19 protein-coding genes and 1 pseudogene are annotated in these 20,026 nt (G+C 60.2%); 8 read left to right on the forward strand and 12 right to left on the reverse strand.

Annotated features, from left to right (window positions below; translation table 11 throughout):
• Together EWV35_RS12765 and EWV35_RS12770 are read right to left on the reverse strand one after the other, a co-directional pair.
• Positions 1–71 (reverse strand): annotated as a pseudogene (locus EWV35_RS12765) (DUF488 family protein); the annotation flags it as partial.
• 62 nt (positions 72–133) lie between these two features.
• A complete protein-coding gene (locus tag EWV35_RS12770) occupies positions 134–775 on the reverse strand; it encodes an NAD(P)-dependent oxidoreductase (RefSeq protein ID WP_129662398.1) in 642 nt (213 codons plus the stop codon).
• Between the two features lie 97 nt (positions 776–872).
• Here EWV35_RS12770 and EWV35_RS12775 point away from each other — a divergent pair, with 97 nt between their 5' ends.
• Positions 873–1,568, forward strand: a complete 696-nt coding sequence (locus EWV35_RS12775; protein ID WP_129662399.1) for a TetR/AcrR family transcriptional regulator — start codon at positions 873–875, stop codon at positions 1,566–1,568.
• Between the two features lie 296 nt (positions 1,569–1,864).
• On the opposite strand, the gene EWV35_RS12780 is transcribed toward EWV35_RS12775, so the two are convergent.
• From EWV35_RS12780 to EWV35_RS12810, 7 genes are all read right to left on the reverse strand, one after another.
• Positions 1,865–2,740, reverse strand: a complete 876-nt coding sequence (locus EWV35_RS12780) for an NmrA/HSCARG family protein (protein WP_129662400.1) — start codon at positions 2,738–2,740, stop codon at positions 1,865–1,867.
• Positions 2,741–2,767: 27 nt separating this feature from the next.
• Positions 2,768–3,676 carry an NmrA family NAD(P)-binding protein gene (locus EWV35_RS12785; RefSeq protein WP_129662401.1) on the reverse strand — a complete coding sequence of 303 codons (909 nt, stop codon included), beginning with the start codon at positions 3,674–3,676 and terminating at the stop codon, positions 2,768–2,770.
• An 11-nt stretch (positions 3,677–3,687) separates the two neighbouring features.
• The gene (locus EWV35_RS12790) at positions 3,688–4,452 is read right to left on the reverse strand and encodes an SDR family NAD(P)-dependent oxidoreductase (protein ID WP_129662402.1); all 765 of its coding nucleotides are present in this window, start codon (positions 4,450–4,452) and stop codon (positions 3,688–3,690) included.
• Positions 4,453–4,457: 5 nt separating this feature from the next.
• The gene (locus EWV35_RS12795; RefSeq protein WP_165168579.1) at positions 4,458–5,081 is read right to left on the reverse strand and encodes a TetR/AcrR family transcriptional regulator; all 624 of its coding nucleotides are present in this window, start codon (positions 5,079–5,081) and stop codon (positions 4,458–4,460) included.
• A gap of 916 nt (positions 5,082–5,997) precedes the next feature.
• Positions 5,998–7,890, reverse strand: coding sequence for a bifunctional sugar phosphate isomerase/epimerase/4-hydroxyphenylpyruvate dioxygenase family protein (locus tag EWV35_RS12800; RefSeq protein ID WP_129662404.1), 1,893 nt, complete (start codon positions 7,888–7,890; stop codon positions 5,998–6,000).
• The gene (locus EWV35_RS12805) at positions 7,887–8,771 is read right to left on the reverse strand and encodes a shikimate dehydrogenase (protein ID WP_129662405.1); all 885 of its coding nucleotides are present in this window, start codon (positions 8,769–8,771) and stop codon (positions 7,887–7,889) included. The genes EWV35_RS12800 and EWV35_RS12805 overlap by 4 nt, the downstream gene beginning before the upstream one ends.
• A gap of 161 nt (positions 8,772–8,932) precedes the next feature.
• Positions 8,933–10,039 (reverse strand): type I restriction endonuclease, encoded by a 1,107-nt coding sequence (locus EWV35_RS12810; protein ID WP_129662406.1) that lies wholly within the window; start codon positions 10,037–10,039, stop codon positions 8,933–8,935.
• A 424-nt stretch (positions 10,040–10,463) separates the two neighbouring features.
• On the opposite strand from EWV35_RS12810, the gene EWV35_RS12815 reads away from it, so the two are divergent.
• The 6 genes from EWV35_RS12815 (at position 10,464) to EWV35_RS12835 (ending at position 14,416) form a co-directional block, all read left to right on the forward strand.
• Positions 10,464–11,414, forward strand: a complete 951-nt coding sequence (locus EWV35_RS12815; RefSeq protein WP_394342451.1) for a TauD/TfdA dioxygenase family protein — start codon at positions 10,464–10,466, stop codon at positions 11,412–11,414.
• 90 nt (positions 11,415–11,504) lie between these two features.
• Positions 11,505–12,032 (forward strand): hypothetical protein, encoded by a 528-nt coding sequence (locus EWV35_RS12820; RefSeq protein ID WP_129662407.1) that lies wholly within the window; start codon positions 11,505–11,507, stop codon positions 12,030–12,032.
• Between the two features lie 12 nt (positions 12,033–12,044).
• Entirely contained in the window at positions 12,045–12,218 is a 174-nt protein-coding gene (locus EWV35_RS13235; protein ID WP_165168581.1) for a hypothetical protein, read from the forward strand.
• Positions 12,219–12,254: 36 nt separating this feature from the next.
• Positions 12,255–13,163 (forward strand): sensor histidine kinase, encoded by a 909-nt coding sequence (locus EWV35_RS12825; RefSeq protein ID WP_129662408.1) that lies wholly within the window; start codon positions 12,255–12,257, stop codon positions 13,161–13,163.
• Positions 13,156–13,797 carry a response regulator transcription factor gene (locus tag EWV35_RS12830; RefSeq protein ID WP_129662409.1) on the forward strand — a complete coding sequence of 214 codons (642 nt, stop codon included), beginning with the start codon at positions 13,156–13,158 and terminating at the stop codon, positions 13,795–13,797. Before EWV35_RS12825 ends, EWV35_RS12830 begins: the two co-directional genes overlap by 8 nt.
• Before the next feature lie 73 nt (positions 13,798–13,870).
• The gene (locus tag EWV35_RS12835; RefSeq protein WP_129662410.1) at positions 13,871–14,416 is read left to right on the forward strand and encodes a YbaK/EbsC family protein; all 546 of its coding nucleotides are present in this window, start codon (positions 13,871–13,873) and stop codon (positions 14,414–14,416) included.
• 53 nt (positions 14,417–14,469) lie between these two features.
• Here the strand turns inward: EWV35_RS12835 and EWV35_RS12840 are convergent, their stop codons facing one another.
• From EWV35_RS12840 to EWV35_RS12850, 3 genes are read right to left on the reverse strand one after another with little or no spacing between them, the layout of a single operon-like run.
• Complete coding sequence (locus EWV35_RS12840) at positions 14,470–16,104, reverse strand: amidohydrolase (RefSeq protein WP_129662411.1); 1,635 nt, start codon at positions 16,102–16,104, stop codon at positions 14,470–14,472.
• On the reverse strand, positions 16,101–17,411 hold the full coding sequence (locus EWV35_RS12845) for a M20 family metallo-hydrolase (protein ID WP_129662412.1): 1,311 nt from the start codon (positions 17,409–17,411) through the stop codon (positions 16,101–16,103). Before EWV35_RS12845 ends, EWV35_RS12840 begins: the two co-directional genes overlap by 4 nt.
• A 23-nt stretch (positions 17,412–17,434) precedes the next feature.
• Positions 17,435–18,778: an MFS transporter gene (locus EWV35_RS12850; RefSeq protein ID WP_129662413.1), complete on the reverse strand. Its 1,344-nt coding sequence runs from the start codon at positions 18,776–18,778 to the stop codon at positions 17,435–17,437.
• Between the two features lie 103 nt (positions 18,779–18,881).
• On the opposite strand from EWV35_RS12850, the gene EWV35_RS12855 reads away from it, so the two are divergent.
• A complete protein-coding gene (locus EWV35_RS12855) occupies positions 18,882–19,997 on the forward strand; it encodes a helix-turn-helix domain-containing protein (RefSeq protein WP_165168583.1) in 1,116 nt (371 codons plus the stop codon).
• Positions 19,998–20,026: the final 29 nt, after the last annotated feature.

Genomic DNA, 20,026 nt, shown 5'->3' on the forward strand with positions numbered 1-20,026 from the left:
CGGTAGCGGCGGCAGAATTCGTCGAACTTGTCCGGATCGTGCCCGTACCATTTGCGCAGCTCGGTGGAGGGGGCTACCTCGGATGATGTTCAATGTTTGATTCTTTCTGAAGAGGTTCTTGAAGAGTGTCCCGTTAGCTACTGATGGCTGGAGCCCGGTTCACATAGGTATCGGAATGTGCCTGCTCGGCCGTGAAGTGCGCGATATCGGCGCGAGTGACGGCGAATCCGATTCTGTTCGCTCCGTAGAACCCAACACGAAGCCTGCCCGTGCCTTCACCGTTCTTAGGTGCGGTAAAGCGGACGATGGTCCAGTCGAGATCGTCGACCATGATCAGCTCACTCATTCCCACTAGCTCCTTGTACGCACGTGGCAGGAAATGGCTTCCCATGAAGCGAATGAGTCGCGTTTGCAGGGTTTGCTTCTCTTGAGGGTCTGCGATGCTGGGTGTTCCGTGGCCGATGTAGCGGCGGATGCCATGGCGACGCATGGCCTCGGTGATCAATCGAACTCCCTCAACGAGAGGAAGACCGGTGGTCTTCTTATCCATGCTGGGACCGAGAGCACTGACGACGGCTTCGGCATCGACAATGGCTTTGTCGATGGAGGTCGGATCTGTGACTTCGCCAATGACGACCTTAACTCGACCTTCCCAGTCTGTGGGGATCTTATCGGGGTTGCGGGCATGGATGGTGACCGTGTCGCCGCGGTTAAGGAGGTCGATGACGGTCAGACGACCGATTGCGCCAGTCGCGCCGAAAACAGTGATATTCATTCGGTGATTGCTCCAATTCGGAGGAGGTCCTCCACTTGATACGCTCAGCGTAGCAGAACAAGTGGAGGGGTTATTCCGTTTGGGTTACGGTGGTGTCATGACACCAAACGAGCATTCACCGGAAGACGCTTGCAATCGAGCTCTACGTGTTGATGCCGAACGCAATCGCGAGCTGATCATTGCTACCGCCCGAAGAGTGTTTGCTGAACAAGGCCTCGATGCCTCTATGACACAACTGGCCAAGCGAGCAGGTGTGGGTATCGCCACGTTGTATCGTCGGTTTCGCACGCGTGAGGATCTCATCGCTGCCACATTTGCAGAGAAGATGACGGCCTATGCTGATGCCATCGAACAAGCGAAGGCTGATCCCGATGCCTGGCACGGCTTCTGCACCTACATTGAGAAAGTCTGTGAAATGCAGGCCGCAGACCATGGGTTCACGTATGTGCTGACGATGACATTTCCCACGGCGAAGTCATTGGAGACCGAACGCGCACGCGCCTATCGAGGGTTTTCTGAACTGATCTCGCGGGCTAAGGCCAGTGGAAAGCTCCGGCCAGATTTCTCCGACAAGGACCTGGTCCTCCTTCTCATGGCCAATGCCGGCGTAATCCAAGCCACCAGAAGTCACGCGCCTGAGGCATGGCGTCGCCTTGTAAGCTACATGCTTCAAGCCTTTAAAGCCCCCGCCGATGACTCGCTGCCTCCAGCACCCGAAGACGAAGACCTCTACCGGGCAATGGAACATGTTAATCAGGGTCAGCACTTCACGGAGGAGGCGCCTTGCCGGTGAGATCCATCAGCTTTGGACACTCGGACGTATCCAAGCAGCACGCTTAAATCTCATCACTTATACGACTGGTTATGCACCTTGCGCCGAATAAATCATCCAACCCCCGTGGATGGTTCTCTCATGTGGATGTCTGCGCGTGCCCGAACATGCCCGAGAACGCCCCGAGGGCTCTGGCTCACCACCAACATTAATACTGGTGCGTCATGCGATGGCCGGGGCGCTATGCAGGTGGTGGGTCGGCCGATCGGATTGTCTCGACCGACACACCATCATGCAGATTCCAGAGCGACCGAGGCTCAGGTTGTGGGCTGGTATTCGGTGGCCTTCAACCACCCAGGCAGATCCAGGACCTCGGGGTCGATGGACTTCACCTGCTCGAGATCTGCCTGGTAAGCAGAGGTCTCAGCGAACCAACGGAACATCGACTGCATGTCGTACGACTCGTCGAGGACCTTGATCGGCAGCGCCTCGTACCGTGCTGACTTGCCCGTGTAATCAGCAAATGCTTGGGCAATCTGCGATCCGGTCAGTTCATCACCGGCGATCTCGATCGCACCGCCTGGGATGCTTTGCGGATCGAGCAGGGCGGTTGCTGCAACTACACCGATGTCCTTGACCGCAACCATCTGCAGGGGGATCCCGTCGGGTAGAGGCAGCCGGACAACGATTTCATCATTCTCCAGTGAGGGTCCCATCCCCAGTAGATTTTCCATGAAGAACGCCGGTCGGATAAATGTCACCGGCACCCCCAGGCTTTCAAGGTGTTCCTCAACTCGGCGTTTCGACTCGAAATGAGGGATTCCGGTCTGGCGTTCGGCCCCGCCAACAGAGCTGAAGACGACGTGCGGCACGTCTGCCTGCTTCGCGGCCTCGGCCAGTGCAATACCCTGACGGGTTTCACCCTCGGTATCCTCAGTTTCCATACCGCCGGGAGGTGCTGTCATGAAGTACAGTCCTGCCACACCCTCGAATGCGGGAACCAGCGAAGCGGGTTCGTCGGCATTCGCGTGAACGATCTCGGCCCCACGCCGAGCTAGGCCCCGGGCCCTTTCGGACGAGGGGTCACGGACCAGGGCGCGTACTGAAGCTCCCTGCGCCAGAAGCGCATCGAGGACAGCCCCACCCTGGTTCCCGGTAGCTCCGTAGACGGCGATGGTTCCTGTAGAAGTCATAGTGTTCTCCTTTTCTGGTTGGCCTTCTCAATTCATGTAAGGACTCTGTGCGGTGCCATTGGCGATCTCCGCGCAGTACTCTCGGACGGTTTCGGGTGTGATCTCCGGATACCTGGAGTTCTGTAGTTCGCCGGCTCCGCCCTTGCCACTGATCATGGCGCGCCAGTACATGAGTGGCACTGCGGACATGCGCGTATCCTCATTCGCGGTGAGCTGGTCAATTTCCGCCGAGAGGTCGTCAAGAGATCCGTTGTTGATAACGGTGATCTCTCTGCCCAAGCCAGCTTCTATTTCCGCAACCAGCTCGTGGAAGTTGAGCCGGTCGCCGGCGACGTAGAGGTGTTCCGGGACGGGGCGGTCGTCGAGAGCGGCCACGGCGGTGTAGGCAGCGGTATCGGCGAAGGTCGTGAATTCCATCGCATGGTTACCCTCACCCCACAGATAGGCCTCACTTTTGTCCAGATCAACGGCGCCGAGGAACCCGAACAACACACCACGGTCTAGGAAACCGCCATTGAGTACATGGACCATTTCGACATCGCCCTTATTCTCATCTGCCTGCCGGGCGAACTCGCGACGGAAGTCGGAGTGGATATTCTCGCCATCATCGAGGCCGAAGAAATTCATACTGAAATCGGACGGGATGAAACGTCGAACCCCTGCCTGGCGGGCGGCAAGCAACCATCTCAATTGCTGATTGACGAGGGTCTCGTCCGCGCCCTGTACAGCCGAAACCACTGTATCGACGCCCTCAAAGACGCTGGGGTCATCTTCGACAATCGACTCAGCATATTCGGCTATCTCAGGGGAGAGTTTGGAGCGGCTTCTGGCGCGGACCAGTAGTCGCAAGGCTGCCCCGCGCTCCCGGAGCTCGTGGGCGATCAGGTCGCCCAAAGAGCCAGTTGCGCCGATCAGCAGAACAGTTTTCTTGGTCATAGTGAATCTCCTCAGCGGTTGGTGCCCTCGGTAGCAAAAGAGCCATGGAGAGCGTCATCAACTTGGTGTCCATGTTTCACATGGAGTGTTTGCGCGTGGACGTTTCTGCCCAGCGGGGAAGCCACCGCTGCGATGAAGTCGCCGACCTGTTCCCCCTCCAGGGGAGATCCTCGCCGAGCGCCCTCCGGACCCATGTACGCGTGCATCACTACGTCGTTGACGCGAGGGTGCCCCTCAGTCTCCCGGGCAAAGGCCTGGATGAGCATGGCCTGTGCGGCGGCGGCGGTAGAGATCGCTCCGGTACCCGGGAATGGAGAATGGACAAAGCCTGCGGGGCCGTTGATCGCCGTGTATGAACCATCAGATTCGATCAAGGGCAAGAACGTCTCGGCCGCCAAATAATGCGGATACAGACTCGCTTCAATAACGTGCTGGAAGTCAGCGAATCCTGCCTTCATCATCGACGGGTTCTGATGCCACCCCGACGTGGAAGCGGCGACAGCGGCAAGCCCGTCTGAAAGGCCGCCCACCATGGCGCCGAGGGATTCAGCACCTTTAGGGGTTCCGACATTTCCTGGCACCGCAACTACGTGCTGACTACCCTCATGACTCAAGCGGGCCTTCAGGCGATTGATCTTTTCCGGCGACCGGGAAGGCACGATGACACGGGCACCAGCACGAAGGAATCCATCGACCACGAAGAATCCGACGTTGCCCGTGCCTCCGAGAACCAAGGTGTCGCGCCCAGCGAGTTCAGTTCCGTGCAGTGTTGCCATGATAGTCAGGCCTCCTTGCTGTTGGCTGCTGCCACCGAATGCTCCGATGAGATGGTCAACGGGCTCAGTAAGTAGTCCAATGACCGCCGGAGCCGGGTGCGGTCCATGTCGGCCCGGACCGTTAACTGGAATCCCGAGAATGCCGTGACAAGGGCGCTGGCCGCTGCACTGACGTTAGCGGTCTGGGGGACTGTGCCGTTCTTCTGCCCGTTGAGCAAATGAGCGGTGAAGGCGTTTTCAAGAAGCTGGTAGTCTTCAGCGACTCGTGCGCGAACATCCCCGTCCTGAGCGCCGAGCTCCGCGGCTTGGTTGGTGCTCATGCACCCGAAACGCTGCAACTGATCGGCTCCGCCGGTGATGATGTGTTCGAAGAACGTTCTAATCCCTTCCGGTGCCGGTCGGCTGTCCAGCGTGGTGTACAGGTTTGCTGCCTGCTGCTTGCGGTAAAGATCGTAAGACTCAAGGAAGATCTTGTGCTTGTCACCGAACGCCGCGTACAGACTGCTTTTACTCAGCCCCGTCGTGGCTAGTAGATGGGTCAATGATGTGCCCTCGTAACCGTGTTCCCAGAAAGCGCTCATCGCTCTGCCAAGAACCTTGGCCCGATCGAAATCCGGTTTACGCGCCACGTCTCCCAAATCCTCCATTCCCAACCTCAGAAGCCCGGTGATGCTTGCCAAGGCATCCCGACAACGAGACTTCACACTTCAGGACCGATCGGTCCAATAAGTTCACTGTACACATTCAGGACCGATCGGTCCAGCATTCCCGACCTTTGGTTTTTGCCAGGTGCTCAGCGCAGCAAGCATTCAGTCTTGGGTTACTGGGAGTCGCATCCCGACGGGAGAAGGAGGGCTTGCAGGTTTTCCGAACAGGTACCTTGACCGGAGTTTTATCCGGGCAGGATTTATGGGAATCGGACAGTCACAAAAATCAGCGGAGGCTCAGGCTAGTTAGGAGCCCTAGCTAGTGCCCTAGCGGAGGGCCGTCTACCGGGATCAAATACTCACCCAATGCGAGTCCTCTTCATCCTGAAGTTAACGAGCCCAACACCACCTATATTTGCCCGTTGTTCCCGTACTACATCGAATCCACAGTGGTCAAAGAACGGTCGATCATGCAGCACGTTACTGATGTCGATAGAACAACCCATCTGCGTCGCCCATAAGGCCATCGCCTACAGCGGATTCTGACGAGCATAGGAGAATCTCAAGGGCTTCGCTGAATAGCCCCAGCCTTGACAGCAAATGCCTAGCGAAACTGCCTATGACTGCCCGGTAGCGGTTACCCCAGGGAGGTGACATACCGGTTCCTACCCTGGCCTGATCCAATAATTCGTAAATTTTGTGACTCTAATTTAGCCAGGAGAGATCCCTCTCAGACCACCAATGGCTGGTGCACAACAACAATCCCGCACGATAAGGCCCGCTACACCCAGGGCGCTCCGTGACAAGACCCCTACAAAGCTTTCCGTCGTAGACGCAAACATGCGGCCGCCCCTTTCGGACAGAGAGTCCACCCCGGGGGGTGAGGGGTCACTGGCTCCTAGCGCGAAAAGAGCGAGTGAGTGTATTGGCTTGCCATACGCACCGGCGCATTGGGTGCGCCATAGCCTGAATACCCTTCCAACCGCTGGACGACCTCGAAGAACAGGCTGCCGACTGTCTGCGTGTAGAAGTGGAGGAATTCGCCCTGGCCGTCCCGGTCGTACAGCAGGTTGAGGGCGGCAAGCTCCTGGATCTTCTCCTCGGAAAGGCCGAATCGCGCTCGCAGATCCTCGTAGTAGTTCTGGGGGATCGGGAGGAAACGCAACCCGGACGCTTGGGCCCGGCGGGCCAGTTCGACGACGTCCGAGCAGGCGAATGCAACATGCTCGATCTCGGGTTCGTTTCCCAGATCCGGGGCCACGTTCAACGGCAAGCGCACGGTTCCGGCATCGTTCCTGACAACCTGCGAGCTGACCAGTCCCGTGGGGCCCGGAACATCCTGCGACGGCTGGACGGCGAGCCCCAGCGCGGCCCGGTAGAACAACACGGATTCCGGGTAGTGGTGCTTGGGCTGGGCCAGGTTCACGTGATCGATGCCCGTGATCAGCGGCGTACTCCCATCCTCCGTCAAATTCTTTCGGTGGGAAGCAGCAACGTCGAGACGGTCCGGCCAGGAGAATTCGTTGAGCCAACGATCGCCGCCGTCCGACTGCGGCGGGCAGAAGAAGATCTCGGTTCCGTCCGGTGCCAGATAAGCCGGGAACGGTTGTTCGCCCTCGCGGGTCACCCGAGGAACCTCAGGGACTTTCAAAGCGGATGCGTGAGCCGCGGCGGCCGAGTCGTGCTGGACCTCAAAGCCCAATGACGCCATATTGGGCACGTCCATCGCGCTGGGTTCCTCGTTGATCACGATGCGGGCATGGCCCTGCTCCCACAGCTGCACGGGTTTGCTCGAGTGCCGTCCCCGGTGGGTGAATCCTAGGTGCGATAGGAGCACTTCGACCTGCTCCGTTTCCTGACCGCGAACCTCTGCCCAAGTGATGCCCTGCGGAACAATGGCGCCCGGGAGCCTGGTCAACTCTCCGACACGGGCTGCCGCTCGGGTGATTGCCGCATTCGACCCCGTGGAGCCGTCCAGCGCCCGCGCCGTCTGGTCCTGGAGCCAGACCAACGAGCGCAGGGCATCGACGGCCGTGCGGTACACACGTGTTTGGCGGAAGGAATCGTTGAAGATTTCCAGCGACAATGGGCCGGAGTACCCGCCGGCCAGGAGCTTGATCATGAAATCCACGAGGTCGAATCCACCTTCGCCAGGGAAAACCCGGAAGTGACGGGACCAGGAGAGCACGTCCAGGGACATCAGCGGAGCGTCCGCGAGCTGGACGAAGAAAACCTTCTCCCCGGGGATCTCCGGGATGGAGTCTGTGGGCCATTCACGGGACAAGATGTGGAACGTATCCAAACAAATGCCGAGATTTTCCCGGTCGGCGGCTTCGACGAGACGCCATGAGTGCTCGAAGTCGTTGACGTATCTGCCCCAGGCCAGGGCTTCGTAGGCGAGGCGGATGCCATAGGTTGCGGCGAGATCCGCGAGGCGGGCCAATTGTGATGCTGTGATGGAGTCGTCGTCGACCGTGGCGGTCCCCGCATTGGAAGGGATGAGCATCAAATCCATGCCCAAGCGCCTCATCAGCCGGAACTTGTCCTCGATGCGCCGGAGAGTGCCCTGGAACATTTCTTCCGTGGTGCCCTCGGCGTCCCTGAACGGTTGGTAGAGGTCCAAGGAGAGTCCGAGCTCGGCTGCGTACTCGCGAATGTATTCCGGGGTTTCCGGCGCTACGACGAGGTCTTGTTCGAAGACCTCGATGCCGTCGAACCCGGCGGCCGCGGCGGCGCGCATCTTCTGCCGCAATGAACCTGACAGGCAGACGGTGGCGATCGACGTTTTCACAGCGATTCTCCTTGTTGGGCGGCGACAAGCCGTTCGAAATGGGTTCGCATGGGCGCGTATTCGGGCCGTAACCCGGTGATGAGTTCGAAAGCATCGACGGCCTGTCCGACCGCCATGTACCCTCCAGGCAGAACTCGACACCCGAGCTCACGCGCATGGTGAATCAGCGCGGTTTCCTGCGGAAGGTAGATGACATCCGCGACCCACAGGTCGGGGCGGATGAGGCCGAGGTCAAGCGGAGCCCCCGGATGATGGTGCATCCCAATGGGCGTGGCATTGACCAGTCCCGAGGCCGCGCCGATCGCTTGAGGCAGATCCTCGCTCCTGAGCGCTGAAACGGTCGCTTCCGGGAACTGCCCGGACAGTTCGGCGGCTCTGTCCTCGGCCCGCCCGTGGTCGACGTCGAACAGGGACAGGTGCCGAACCCCGCGTGAGAGCAGGGCGTAGGCGGTCGCGGAACCCGCACCGCCGGTTCCGAGTTGGACGACGGCATCCAGCGAAGCACCGGGGAGGCCTTCGTCCAAGGCGCTCGCGAATCCGGAAAAGTCGGTATTGTGGCCGATCAAGCGCCCGTCTTCCACGACCACCGTATTCACGGCACCCAGCCGCTCGGCGTCGCTCGCAAGGCCGTCCAGGTGTGTGATGATGGACTGTTTGCACGGGAAGGTGACGTTGAAGGCGCTGAAGCCGAGCTCGGCGGCCGTTTTCATCAGCTCGGGTGCACGCTCGACGCCGTCAGTGATGGTGTCCAGGTCGATGGGGCGGTAAATGTACCGCAGTCCGAGCCGGTCCGCAGCCTCCTCGTGCATCGGTGCGCTGAGGGTCGCGGTGATACCGCTTCCGATCAATCCGACGACGTAGGACTCGCCTACCAGACTCATAACGCTCCGATCTCTCGTGACCACGATGTACCGCGATTCACGTTACCCAGCTCGCAGGGCGGATGGCGCATGAAAGTTCGAATCGCGCACAGAACCGGGCCGTCCCGCATGTGTGTCCGTGCCGCAATGCCCGGGATTTCCCCTAACTTGTGCGATTGGTCCTAAAGCTCGGCGAAGCGCCTGACGTGTTGCCGGATGTGCTCGGCGTGGTCATAGATGTCCTCGATGTTTTCGATGAGTACGCGAGTCTCGACCTTGTTTTCGTCGAAAATGCCCAGGTACTTTCTCGATTTGCCGTTGAAATGAAGGCGCGCAACTGGGCGGCGATTGTTGTCGTCGAGCAGGATTGCAAAGTATGTTTTGCTGTCGCGATGGGTGATCCGGTGGGGCTTTACCTCGCTGCAAGCTATCGCCTTGACGATCTGATAGCCCGTCAGCTCTTCCTCGGTTGTGACGATGCCGGTCTTCTTGGCCTGGTCTCCTTCCGTCGGTTCTTCCTCCGTCTCCGAAGGAGTGTCTGCGGCCGGCAGGTCCTGTGGTTCCGGGTTTTCACTGTCCCCCAGGGCAACTGATAACCGCTCGTTGACCATTTCCTTCAGGAATTGTTTGGTGGCTTTGGAAACCAAACCGGAAAAGAGCTTCAGGTTGTCCGCCGTTCCCCGTCGCTCCGAGACTCGACCCATCAGGAGACGCACCAGTTCGGGGCTTGGCTCTCTGAACTCGGTAGCAAGCTCCCGTTTCAATGCGCCAACGTACTTCAGTTCCTCCGCCGAATTGAGCACCGAGGTCAAGTTGAAGGTCTCTTTCGTGATTTTTCTGAGAGCGGGCAACATGCTCTCGTCGATGTTCAGGAGATCAAGCACGAGGAAAGGCTGCCGGTCCATGATGTTTGGTGAGTCAAGGTCCGTGAAGAAATTGAATACCCTGCCGTTCGTCAGTACACCGATGCGGGCATTCGTCACCGAGAAGTAGCGGTAGAGCTGAGACGCATGATTGAGGCTCAGTGGATCGCCGAGCCGCTTGCATTCGATCAAAATCTGGACTTCGGAGTCCTTCATGATCGCGTAGTCGACTTTCTCACCCTTCTTGGTGCCGTGATCCGCCGTGTACTCGGGAACAACCTCGAGAGGATTGAAGATGTCATACCCCAATACCTGAGAGATGAACGGCATGATGAAGGCATTTTTCGTTGCCTCTTCGGTCTGGATGGAGCCCTGTTGGGCACGCAGTTTGGTGGCGAGTTCTCGTAGACCTTCTTCGAACGGCATGATGGCTCCTCCAGGTGAAAACGGGCGATAGGTGGATGGCCATTCAGCGGCCGCAACCTCAGTGTAGAGCAAAGTGACGTACATTACATGTGCGCGATGTGTCCGAGCCAAAAGTGCCGATTCATCCGGACAATCCATGATTCTCAGAGGCGACGATGAAGGTTGAGTCTCCCCCCTTCCCTCAAGAGGCCACAATGGTCACGTTTGCCGGGCCAGTTGGTGCACCATGGCACCCGGGTGCGGCTGATACATGGGCCCACTGGCCACTACGCCGGGTGAAGGAACATGAAGCATTGACGCCGGGTTACTGATCTCTTGTAGGGGTTGACCTGCGGTTATAGCGTCAGTCACCAACCAAGTCGCACGATCCGAAGTGCAGGGTCGATTGCGGCGTATCCAGCGGTTCCACCCCAAGGAGAGTCCAGTGACCGTCAACGAATCCACTTCCGCTCCGAACGCCAATACCGCGACCGAGTTCTCCGTGCGAAAGATCGGTCAGTACACCGGTGCCGAGATACGAGGCCTGGACCTCTCCGGGGACCTCTCCGAAGGGGTCGTCGGCCGCATCAGAGAGCTGCTCAACGAACACAAGGCACTCGTCTTCAAGGATGCTGGAGTCCACAGCGACGAGGCCCAAGCCCATTTCGCGTCCCACTTCGGCCCATTGACCAAGGCGCACCCGACCGTTCGTTTCGAAGGGCAGGATTCTAAGAATGTCCTTCCCGTGGACAGCGAGTCCTCGGTGGCCAATAAGTGGCACACCGACGTCACCTTTGTCGTCAACCCACCTCAGGCATCCACTCTTCGAAGCATCAAGCTCCCTGACTATGGGGGTGAAACGCTCATCACCAACTCCGTGGCCGCCTACAACGGCCTCCCGGAAGAGTTGCGGGCCTTCGCGGACACCCTCTGGGCCGTGCACAGCAACGATTCGGATTACGTTCGGCCGGACAAGGTCACCTCCGACGCCGAACGGAGCTATCAGGACCAATTCGTCTCATCGACATTCCGCGCGGTGCACCCCGTCGTGCGCATTCACCCCCTGACCGGGCAGAAGGGGCTGTTCATCGGAGCCTTCGCCCAGCGGCTCAAGATTCTGGGTGTTACGGCGGAGGAGTCCCTGGACCTGTTGCGCATATTCCAACGACATATGACCAAGCCGGAATACATTGTGCGGGTGGCTTGGGAGCCGGATCAGCTCGTCCTATTCGACAACCGCGCGACCCAACACTATGCGATCGACAATTACGACCGCGCACCTCGCAAGCTCAACCGCATCACGGTTGCCGGGGACATCCCTCAAGGTGCCGACGGCGGCAGGAGCTACGCCGTCGAAGGCGATTCCTCGGACTACTCGCCTGTTGTCGGCCTCTGACCTGAGATGGCCCTCCGTGTGAACTCTCCACCCTGATTCCTACCCTGGGGTGGTGCCGGTTGGGGGACCGTCCCGGCGAGAGTAAGGGGCATGACTACACATACCCTCTTCTTCGGTTTACTCGCAGTCTTGATTCTCGGTTGGATCATTTTCCGACAATTCCAGTGGAAGCCTCTCCAACCGAGGCGGGCTATGAAAATCGGGGCGATTCTGTCGCTCATCGCCGTCTTCAACCTGGCTCTTTATCCCATACCCCTGACCGGAGGGGACCTGGGAGCTTTCCTGCTGGAACTGACCGTCGGTGCCGGGGCAGGTGTCCTGCAGGCAAGGGTCGCTCATTTTCGTCCGATCACCCCGGGGGCCGCGAACAGACTGCTCGCGAGGAGCTCTATCAGGGGTCGGGAAGTACCTCAGCTCGAAAGTCGACCTGGTGGCACAGGCCTACTGATTTGGGTATGTTTGCTGGCTGTCCGCGTCGGAATCGGGGCGTACGCCGCGGCTCACGGCCTGGAACTTGTCACCTCGGTCTGGGCAATTTACCTGGTCATCGGCGCAAACCGCATTGCCAACGGGGCTATACTCTCTCGTCGTACGGTTGCCCAGAGCGTTTCCGCCTAATTGGAGCCCAGCATGTACCCAGAGAGCCATCGGAGCCCGCCGGCGCGCACTGTTGCGGTAGGTCTGATGGGCTCGGCGTGGGCTTTCATTCTTGTTCTTCAGATAGCACGAGGCGACCAGGTGTTCCCGGCCAGCCTGGGGATCATTGCCATAGCTCTGTGGATCGTCCAGACGGCGTTGACCTGACGGGCAAGCCAACCTTTCATCTGGTTTGCCTGGGTCATGATCGTCCTCGGAGCCTTCGCCGGTCCGGCCACCAGCGTCATTGGCGCCATCCCGGCCATTTCGGGAACGCTGATGCTGACGCGGGACTCGCAGGTTCCCATCAGGCGTGGGACGGCCGGGCTCTGTCTGGGAATTCTGGGTCTCGCCCTCGGAGCCTTGGAGGACAAAGCCGACGTCGTCAGCAGCATAGGGTGCCTTGCCGGCCTTCTCCTCGTTTTCCTCTTCGGCCTTCTGCGTCGACAATCCGACGCAGTCGAGGCGGCGGAACGGGCGTCCCTGGAGGATCGTTTGGCGGCAGCTCAGGAGAGAGCCCGCAGCGCGGCCGTCGAGGAACGGACAGCGATTGCGCGAGACCTTCACGACGTACTCGCTCACAGCCTGGGCGGACTGACCATCCAACTCGATGCGCTCAATGCAGAGCTCGAATCGGGAAAATACGAAGCCGCGATCGCCCGTTCAGCCCAAGCACGAACCCTGGCGAGCTCGGGTCTGGAAGAAGCCAGGCGGGCGGTTGCTGCCTTGAGAGAACCGATGACCGATCTTGACCACGGGCTCGAATCGAGCATCAAAGCGCACCGCGATATGGGAGGTTCCGTGACGGTCGATCTTGAACCGGCCCGGGACCTGCCCTCGCAGGCCAGCGAAGTATTCTCGAGAGGGCTCCAAGAGTTCCTGACCAATGCCAGGCGTTATGCGCCGGGAGAGACGGCTCATGTCATCCTGGCTCACGACGATGCCCACTATCGCCTATCCGTATCCACCCCGAGAACTCTCCGCGTCCAGACCTCAACAGGGGGCGGATTCGGGCTCCAGGGAGTGCGCGAGCGCGCGGAAGCCATCGGTGGGCGCCTGATGATCGATGACGGGAATCCGTTCGTCGCTACCGTGGAGGTTCCCCATGATTAAGGTACTCGTGGTCGATGACCAGGCCATCGTCAGAGACGGCCTGGTGACTGTTCTCGGACTGACCGAGGACATCGACGTCGTCGGGCAGGCAGAGAACGGGGTTCGGGCGCTCGAACTCGTCGACGAGGAAAACCCGGACGTCGTGCTCATGGACCTGCGTATGCCAGAAATGGATGGGGCCGGCGCGACCGCGCGCCTGAGGGACTCGCACCCGGAGGTCGCGGTGCTGGTGCTGACGACTTTCGCCGACGACTCCTCGATCGCAGGCGCCCTGGCAAGTGGCGCTCGCGGATATCTCACCAAGGACGCAAGCAGGCAAGAGGTTGCCGCCGCGATCCGCACAGCCGCGAGCGGGCAGGTTACCTTCGCCCGTGAGATCGGCGAGAAAATCGCGGGTTCCTTTTCCCCGAGAACTAGCCCACGCGATCGTTTCCCCAGCCTGACGTCGCGAGAGGCCGAGGTGCTCGACCGTATGGTCGACGGGAAGAGCAACGCGGAGATAGCCCAGGAACTTTTTCTCACGGTCGGGACGGTCAAGTCCTACACCAATGCGGTGTTCAGCAAGCTCGGTGCGCGAAACCGGGCTCACGCGATCGCGCTTGCCACGGGCCGGGCCGACGAGCAGAGGCGATAAAACAGAACCGTCACGCAAGTTCTTTCTCGTTCATGCGGACGTCCTGAATTCGGCGACTCCTTAGAATGGCCGCATGGCAACACCCCAAGGAAACCTGAAGTGGAATTCGCTCGTCGAGACCCTGGAACTCGTGGCGCCGCCCGTGGCCGATGCGGTCCTCGCCGGGGCCGTGCCCCACGCCGAAGTTGCGTCGATTAGTGAGGAACTAGCGGATACCGCCGAATTCTGTGATGCCTACGACGTCGCCCCGGAAGCGTCCGCGAACTGCGTGATTGTGCGGGGAAAGCGCGGTGAAACAACGACCGACGCCGCCTTGCTCGTGCTTGCGACCGATCGGGCCGACGTCAACAAGACGGTCCGGAAGCACCTGGATGCGAGGAAGGTTTCTTTCGCAGATCAGAGCTCGACCGAAGAAGCCACCGGTATGACCTCAGGTGGCATTACGCCGGTCGGATTGCCGGCGGACTGGAAGATATTGGTCGATCGCAGGGTCGCAGAATCGCCGCTCGTGGTGATCGGTGGGGGCGTTCGAGGGTCGAAACTCCTCGTCCCGGGGTCGGAATTGGCAGAACTCCCGGGTGCGGAGGTCTTGGACCTGGCCGCGCCGTCTCCGGAGTGACTAAGCATCCGTCACCCGTGGGCGGATAGTCGTTCAAAAAGGGTCGATGCCGCTTACGGCGTCGAATAGGTCGCTTCGCCACCCACATACGTGGCTAGCACACCGATATCCACGATGGATTCCGCATCCAGAGGGCTCTCGCTGAGAACCGCGAAGTCGGCGTCGAATCCAGGTGCCAGCCGACCGCGGGATTCCCCGAATCCCGTGGCCTCCGCCGCGTTGACCGTATAGGTCTTCAGCGCCTGGTACGGATTCAAACGTTCCTCCGGACCGACGACGACGCCGCTGTCGGTTGTCCTGTCCACGGCGCGTTGTATACCGAGGAGGGGGCGTCCGTCCGCCACGGGACGGTCCGAGCTGCCCGCGACGCACACGCCCGCGTTCGTGAGCGATTTCCCGCGGTACAACCAACCGGATTTGTTGGGTCCTACGAGGGTGCTCATGTGATCTCCCAAAGCCCCGATGAAGGCGGCTTGGGGCGTCACGGCAATACCCAACCGGGCCAGACGCCGGACCTGATCGGGACTCGTCAGCCCCACGTGCTCGATTCGGTTCCGCACGCTCCGCGAACCGTACTCCGTCTGGCAGTGATCGATGACGTCCATGGCCACATCCACCGCCCTGTCACCGATGGCGTGAATCGCCAGCGACCACCCCGCTGTATAAGCCTCTTCGGCCACTTCCTGGAGACGCTCCGGTGGGATGAGGAACTCACCTCGAGAATGACGTCCCCCGCACAATGCTTCGTGCATGGCAGATGTTTCGCCCAGGAGCGAGCCGTCGGAGAAGATCTTGACCGGGCCGAGGCTCAGCCGGTCGCTCCCGGCCCCAGTTCGAATTCCCAAGTCCAGCCCTCGACCGGGACGCGATTCGGGTGGTCCGAGTTCACCCGCGGCCGGAAGCTCGCGCAAAGTGTCCATGACCGGCATGACTTGTGCCCTCGCGTGAAGCCGTCCGGTATCCACGGCGGTCTGGTACGCGGCGAACTCGAGGGGAGAATGCCCGATCCACCCCAGACCGATGCCGGCGTCGGTGAAGCTGGTGATGCCTTCGCTCGCATAGCGCTGAGTAGCGAGATCAAGGCTTTCTACGATCATCTCTTCCGGGTACGGCTTGAGAAGGTCCTGGATACATTCTTGAGCGTTCTCCTCCACCAAACCCGTCGGGTTGCCGACCTCATCGGTGGGTATGCCTCCACCGCCCGGAGCGAGGAAACCTCCGTCGAAGAATCCAGCGCGTCGGAGACCTTCACTGTTGGTAGTCAACGCGTGTCCGGAGGTGTGGCGAAGATAAAGGGGGTGGCTGCCGGTGGCGCGGTCGAGCTCCCCGAGGTCGCGGCTTCCGGACAGATTCGAAGGTGTCAGCCCGGCCCCCAGAACCCATTCGTTGGGTTTGAGCTGATGAGCCCGCTCGTGGATTTGATGGTAGACCTCCGGCCAGGACGTCGCCCGCGAGCAGTCGAGTCCCAAGAGTGTCTGCCCGAACCACGCCGTGTGGCAGTGGGCGTCGATGAATCCGGGGACCACGGTCGCTCCGCCGAGGTCGAGTTCCCGAAAATGGGCCTCGTAGCGGAGGTCACCATCGAAGCCGACGATCTTCCCTTGCCACACGCCCATCGATTGGGCGGTGGGGCGGGCCGGGTCCATCGTGATGATTCGGGCGTTGGTCACGAGGAGATCGAGTTTCATGCGGCTGAATCACTCTTCTCGACACCGCTTTCGAGCGCGGAGGACGCCATGGCCCTGAGGGTTTCGGTAAACATTCGCAGACCCGCAACCATGTCCTTGTCCTCCGTGAATTCGAGTTCATTGTGGGAAATGCCCTGGTACGAAGGGACAAAAAGCATGACGGTCGGAAGAACGTCCTTGATGTTCGTCGAATCGTGGCCGGCCCTGGTTTGAGTACGGACTACGGGAAGGTCGAGCTGACGGGCGATGGACTCGGCAAGAGCTACTCCTTCGGGCGTGTACGCCTGTTCCTGCCATGCATGCGAACCCTGCAATTCGATCTTGACGTGGGCAAGATCTTCGATCTCGCGAAGGGCTTCTCGGAATTCTTGGTCGGCTTCCTGAAGGGTCGATTCCAGTCCGCACCTCAGGTCCACCAGAAGTTCGGCTCCCTGAGCGACGACGACCGGGGAGTTGGGAATGACGTTCAACTGGCCGCACGACGTCACGAGGGGGCTCTCGGGGCTCGTGTATTTCTCCCCTATCTGACGGATGCGGGTAATGATCAGTGCCGCACCGTAGAGAGCATCCTGCCGGTCTTCCAATAGTGTGGATCCGGTGTGGGACTGGAATCCATGTACCTTCAATACGTACTTGCGGGCACCCCACGTCTTCTCGACCACGCCGATCGTGTAACCCTGCTCGTCCATGTCCTTGCCTTGCTCGATGTGGATCTCGGCATAGCTCCGAAACTGTGACAAGGGGAGTTTCCCGCGATTCGGCAATTCCATCGCCTCAAGGGCCTCGCGGACTGTGACTGCCTGTCCGTCTTCGACCGCGAGCATCTCTTCCGCAGAGCTCTTTCCGGTGAATACGGAACTGCCCATCATGGATGGTTTGAATCGGCTGCCTTCTTCATTGAACCAGTTGACCACGGCTACATTGTGACGTGGTGGGGCGACGTCGCCTGCAAGCACCTGCAGAGAAAGCCTGGCGCATGCATGGGCTCCGCAGAGTACCCCGTACGCACCGTCGAATCGCCCGCCGAAGGGCTGGGAATCAAGGTGGGATCCTACGAGCACGTAAGGCTGGTCGGGATTGAGCTCCCACAAGCCGAATTGATTACCGATTTCGTCGTACACGACGGTTGCTCCATACCCCTCCAGCAAGCCGTGGAACCAATGGCGATTTGCGGTGTCGGCCGGCGTCCCGGCTTCACGATGCACACCACCGGCGGGTGTGGCCCCGTGCGCGCTCATGGAGCGGAAGTCCGCCAGAAAACGGTCGTCGGTCAGGTCGTGAGCGGTGAGGGAAGGTTGCGGTGACATGCTGTCCTTTCGTGTGGGTCTTCTTAGTGGAGGTAGCCGGTGATTTTCTGGCTCAACCGAGGAGCCCAAGCACCGCACAGTGCCGAAATGGCGGAAATGACAATGAGCAACACTGCCGCGGGCCACCAGGCGTTACCGGCCATGGCGACCACCGCTGTAGCGATCAGGGGCACGAAGCCGGAAGCGACTCCGGAGAGATTCTGTGCCATTGCCATGCCCGACAATCGGGTGGTCAGCGGGAACAATGCGCTGAGAACTGCTCCCGACGTTGCGTACGGGTAGGACAATGCGGCCACTCCCAACGTCATGCCGAGAACCACAAGGATGGGTTGCCGGGTTTGCACCAGCAGGAAGGTCGGGAATGCGAGAAGGATCGAGGCGACCCCGCCCCAAATGATCACCTTGCTCGCGCCGAACCGGGAGCCTAAGCTGCCGCCGGTGATCAGGACGACGATTTCCACGGCCGCTGCGAAAATTGAGCCGAAGAGCAGCAAGCTGGGTGAGAGACCAAGCTGTTGCTTACCGTAGGAGACCACGAAGGTCGTGATCAGGTAGAAGCCGCCCACACCGAGGAAGGCCGCACCTGCGCCGACGAAGATCTGAAGCCAGGAGTTCTTCCAGACGGTTCTCAACGGGGCGTTTTCGGCCCTTCCGGAATCCTTGATCTCGCGGAACGCGGGGGATTCGTCCAGTCGCCGTCGCATCACGACCGCGAGAAGAAGCAAAGGAATGGCCACGAGGAAGGGGATGCGCCATCCGAAAGAATCGAAGTTGTCCTGACTCAGGAACGTCGAGACGAGGAAGAATCCGCCCGAGGCCAGGATGGTCCCGATGGGCGAACCGATCTGCGGGATCGCGGAGAGTTTGGCCTTGCTCTCCGGAGGGGCATTTTCGATCGCGATGGTCATGGCTCCGGACCACTCGCCGCCGACGAAGATTCCCTGGAGAAACCTCAGGACGACCAGGAGTACCGGAGCGAAAACGCCGATGGTCATGTACGTGGGCAGGAGGCCGATGATCGCCGTTGCGATCCCGATTCCCGTCACGGTGATCAGCATGACGGTCCGGCGTCCGACCTTGTCCCCGAGGGAACCGAAGATCATGCCGCCTAACGGGCGGGCCAGGAACCCGACGGCCAAGGTGGCGAAAGAACTCAGGGTCGCGGCCACCGGGTCATCGTTGGTGAAGAACTGCACGTTGAAGACCAGGGCGGCTGCCGTATTGAACAGAAAGAAGTCGTACCATTCGAGGGCTGTGCCGATCAGGGCACCGAAGGTGACCTTTCGTGCCTCCTTCTCGGAGAGCGTGGTCGAGAATTCCCCTTCGTCCTTCAGAGGAAGACTCTCTACGTTCTGAGGGGTGCTCATGGTGTGTCCTCGGTTGGGTGCGGATAATAGTGACCAGTATTACAGGTGGAAAAGCCCAATTGAAGAACAAAATGCCTCACCTTTTGAGCTCTATGATGTGCATATGACCAAAAACGAGAGGATCTTGGCCGAACTGGAACTCCATGTGGAGGGCAGCGTCGAGACGTATGTCGATCGTGTCCTGGAATTACAGGATTATCGGGATGGTTTGGTTCACGTCGAGGACATACGGGCTACGGCGCGGGAAAGCTTTGCGGCTCTGATTGATCAGGTCTTTACGGACGCCCCCGAGAGCGCCGGGCTGCTTGTGGATACGGCACGCGACCTCGTGATGCGTCGTCGTGCCCAGGGCGTGCATCTGGATCCACTTCTGACGGCCGTACGCCTGGACTTCACGGTGCTGTGGGAACTTCTCAAGAGGCTTTGCCAGCCGCACGACACTGCAGCTCTGGTGGATCTGGCCGAGCCCTTGTGGCGAGCCGTCGAAGATTACGCCAACGGTGTCTACCGCGCCTATCTTGAGCAGAGCGAACGGGAGGTCAGGGAGGAATCGGTTTTGCGTCAGGAATATCTGACGCAGGCACTCAGTCGGGATGTTGGGGCCGAAGCCATGCGGCAGGCCTCGCGCATGGTCGGGTTCGACGTCGGGGAGCCTTTGGTCCTGTGCGTTGCGGTCGGTGACGTCGGCCGCGAACTCCGTGGAGTCCTGTCCACCGCGCTTCGGTCGGCTCTGCCGGTCCACCTGGTGAATTTCGAGGGTTATGCAGTGCTGATTTTCCCTGCCCGCCTGGACGACGTCCGTGACCGGGTGTCACGAGTGCCTTGTGCCGTGCTGGAGAATCTGATGGGGCTGGAAGGAGTCCGCTTCAAACTTCGTCTCGCCCAGCGCATCGCGGAAGTTGTGGCGGAGGAGGACTCCGGCGCCGTGACGCCTGAGCGTGCGTGGCCTCGCGTTGCCCGGCGCGGCCTCGAGAGTATAGGCCTCGATCTGGCCGAGCAGATCGAGGCAGGGCTGCGTCGAGCCCGACGGGGTGAGGCGGCACGCATTGCGGTGACTGTGCGCCAATACCTTTCATCGGGCTCAGTCGCGGAGGCGGCCGAAGCGATTCCGTGCCATCGCAATACGGTTCAGAATCATCTCAACCGGTTTCGTGAACTGACCGGAATAGACCCCGGAATTCCGGAGCAGGCCGCACAGTTGGTCATCGCTTGGGGCTGAGGACCCCACCCTCCTGCGAGTCGGCACCA

Source organism: Rothia uropygialis (assembly GCF_004137765.1).
In the GTDB taxonomy this organism is placed as follows: domain Bacteria; phylum Actinomycetota; class Actinomycetes; order Actinomycetales; family Micrococcaceae; genus Rothia.

Bases quoted from the DNA above. Each gene is read 5' to 3' on its own strand.
- EWV35_RS12770 (WP_129662398.1), bottom strand. From the start codon at position 775: ATGAATATCACTGTTTTCGGCGCGACTGGCGCAATCGGTCGTCTGACC.
- EWV35_RS12775 (WP_129662399.1), top strand. From the start codon at position 873: ATGACACCAAACGAGCATTCACCGGAAGACGCTTGCAATCGAGCTCTA.
- EWV35_RS12780 (WP_129662400.1), bottom strand. From the start codon at position 2,740: ATGACTTCTACAGGAACCATCGCCGTCTACGGAGCTACCGGGAACCAG.
- EWV35_RS12785 (WP_129662401.1), bottom strand. From the start codon at position 3,676: ATGACCAAGAAAACTGTTCTGCTGATCGGCGCAACTGGCTCTTTGGGC.
- EWV35_RS12790 (WP_129662402.1), bottom strand. From the start codon at position 4,452: ATGGCAACACTGCACGGAACTGAACTCGCTGGGCGCGACACCTTGGTT.
- EWV35_RS12805 (WP_129662405.1), bottom strand. From the start codon at position 8,771: ATGAGTCTGGTAGGCGAGTCCTACGTCGTCGGATTGATCGGAAGCGGT.
- EWV35_RS12810 (WP_129662406.1), bottom strand. From the start codon at position 10,039: ATGCCGTTCGAAGAAGGTCTACGAGAACTCGCCACCAAACTGCGTGCC.
- EWV35_RS12820 (WP_129662407.1), top strand. From the start codon at position 11,505: ATGACTACACATACCCTCTTCTTCGGTTTACTCGCAGTCTTGATTCTC.
- EWV35_RS13235 (WP_165168581.1), top strand. From the start codon at position 12,045: ATGTACCCAGAGAGCCATCGGAGCCCGCCGGCGCGCACTGTTGCGGTA.
- EWV35_RS12825 (WP_129662408.1), top strand. From the start codon at position 12,255: ATGATCGTCCTCGGAGCCTTCGCCGGTCCGGCCACCAGCGTCATTGGC.
- EWV35_RS12830 (WP_129662409.1), top strand. From the start codon at position 13,156: ATGATTAAGGTACTCGTGGTCGATGACCAGGCCATCGTCAGAGACGGC.
- EWV35_RS12835 (WP_129662410.1), top strand. From the start codon at position 13,871: ATGGCAACACCCCAAGGAAACCTGAAGTGGAATTCGCTCGTCGAGACC.
- EWV35_RS12840 (WP_129662411.1), bottom strand. From the start codon at position 16,104: ATGAAACTCGATCTCCTCGTGACCAACGCCCGAATCATCACGATGGAC.
- EWV35_RS12845 (WP_129662412.1), bottom strand. From the start codon at position 17,411: ATGTCACCGCAACCTTCCCTCACCGCTCACGACCTGACCGACGACCGT.
- EWV35_RS12850 (WP_129662413.1), bottom strand. From the start codon at position 18,778: ATGAGCACCCCTCAGAACGTAGAGAGTCTTCCTCTGAAGGACGAAGGG.
- EWV35_RS12855 (WP_165168583.1), top strand. From the start codon at position 18,882: ATGACCAAAAACGAGAGGATCTTGGCCGAACTGGAACTCCATGTGGAG.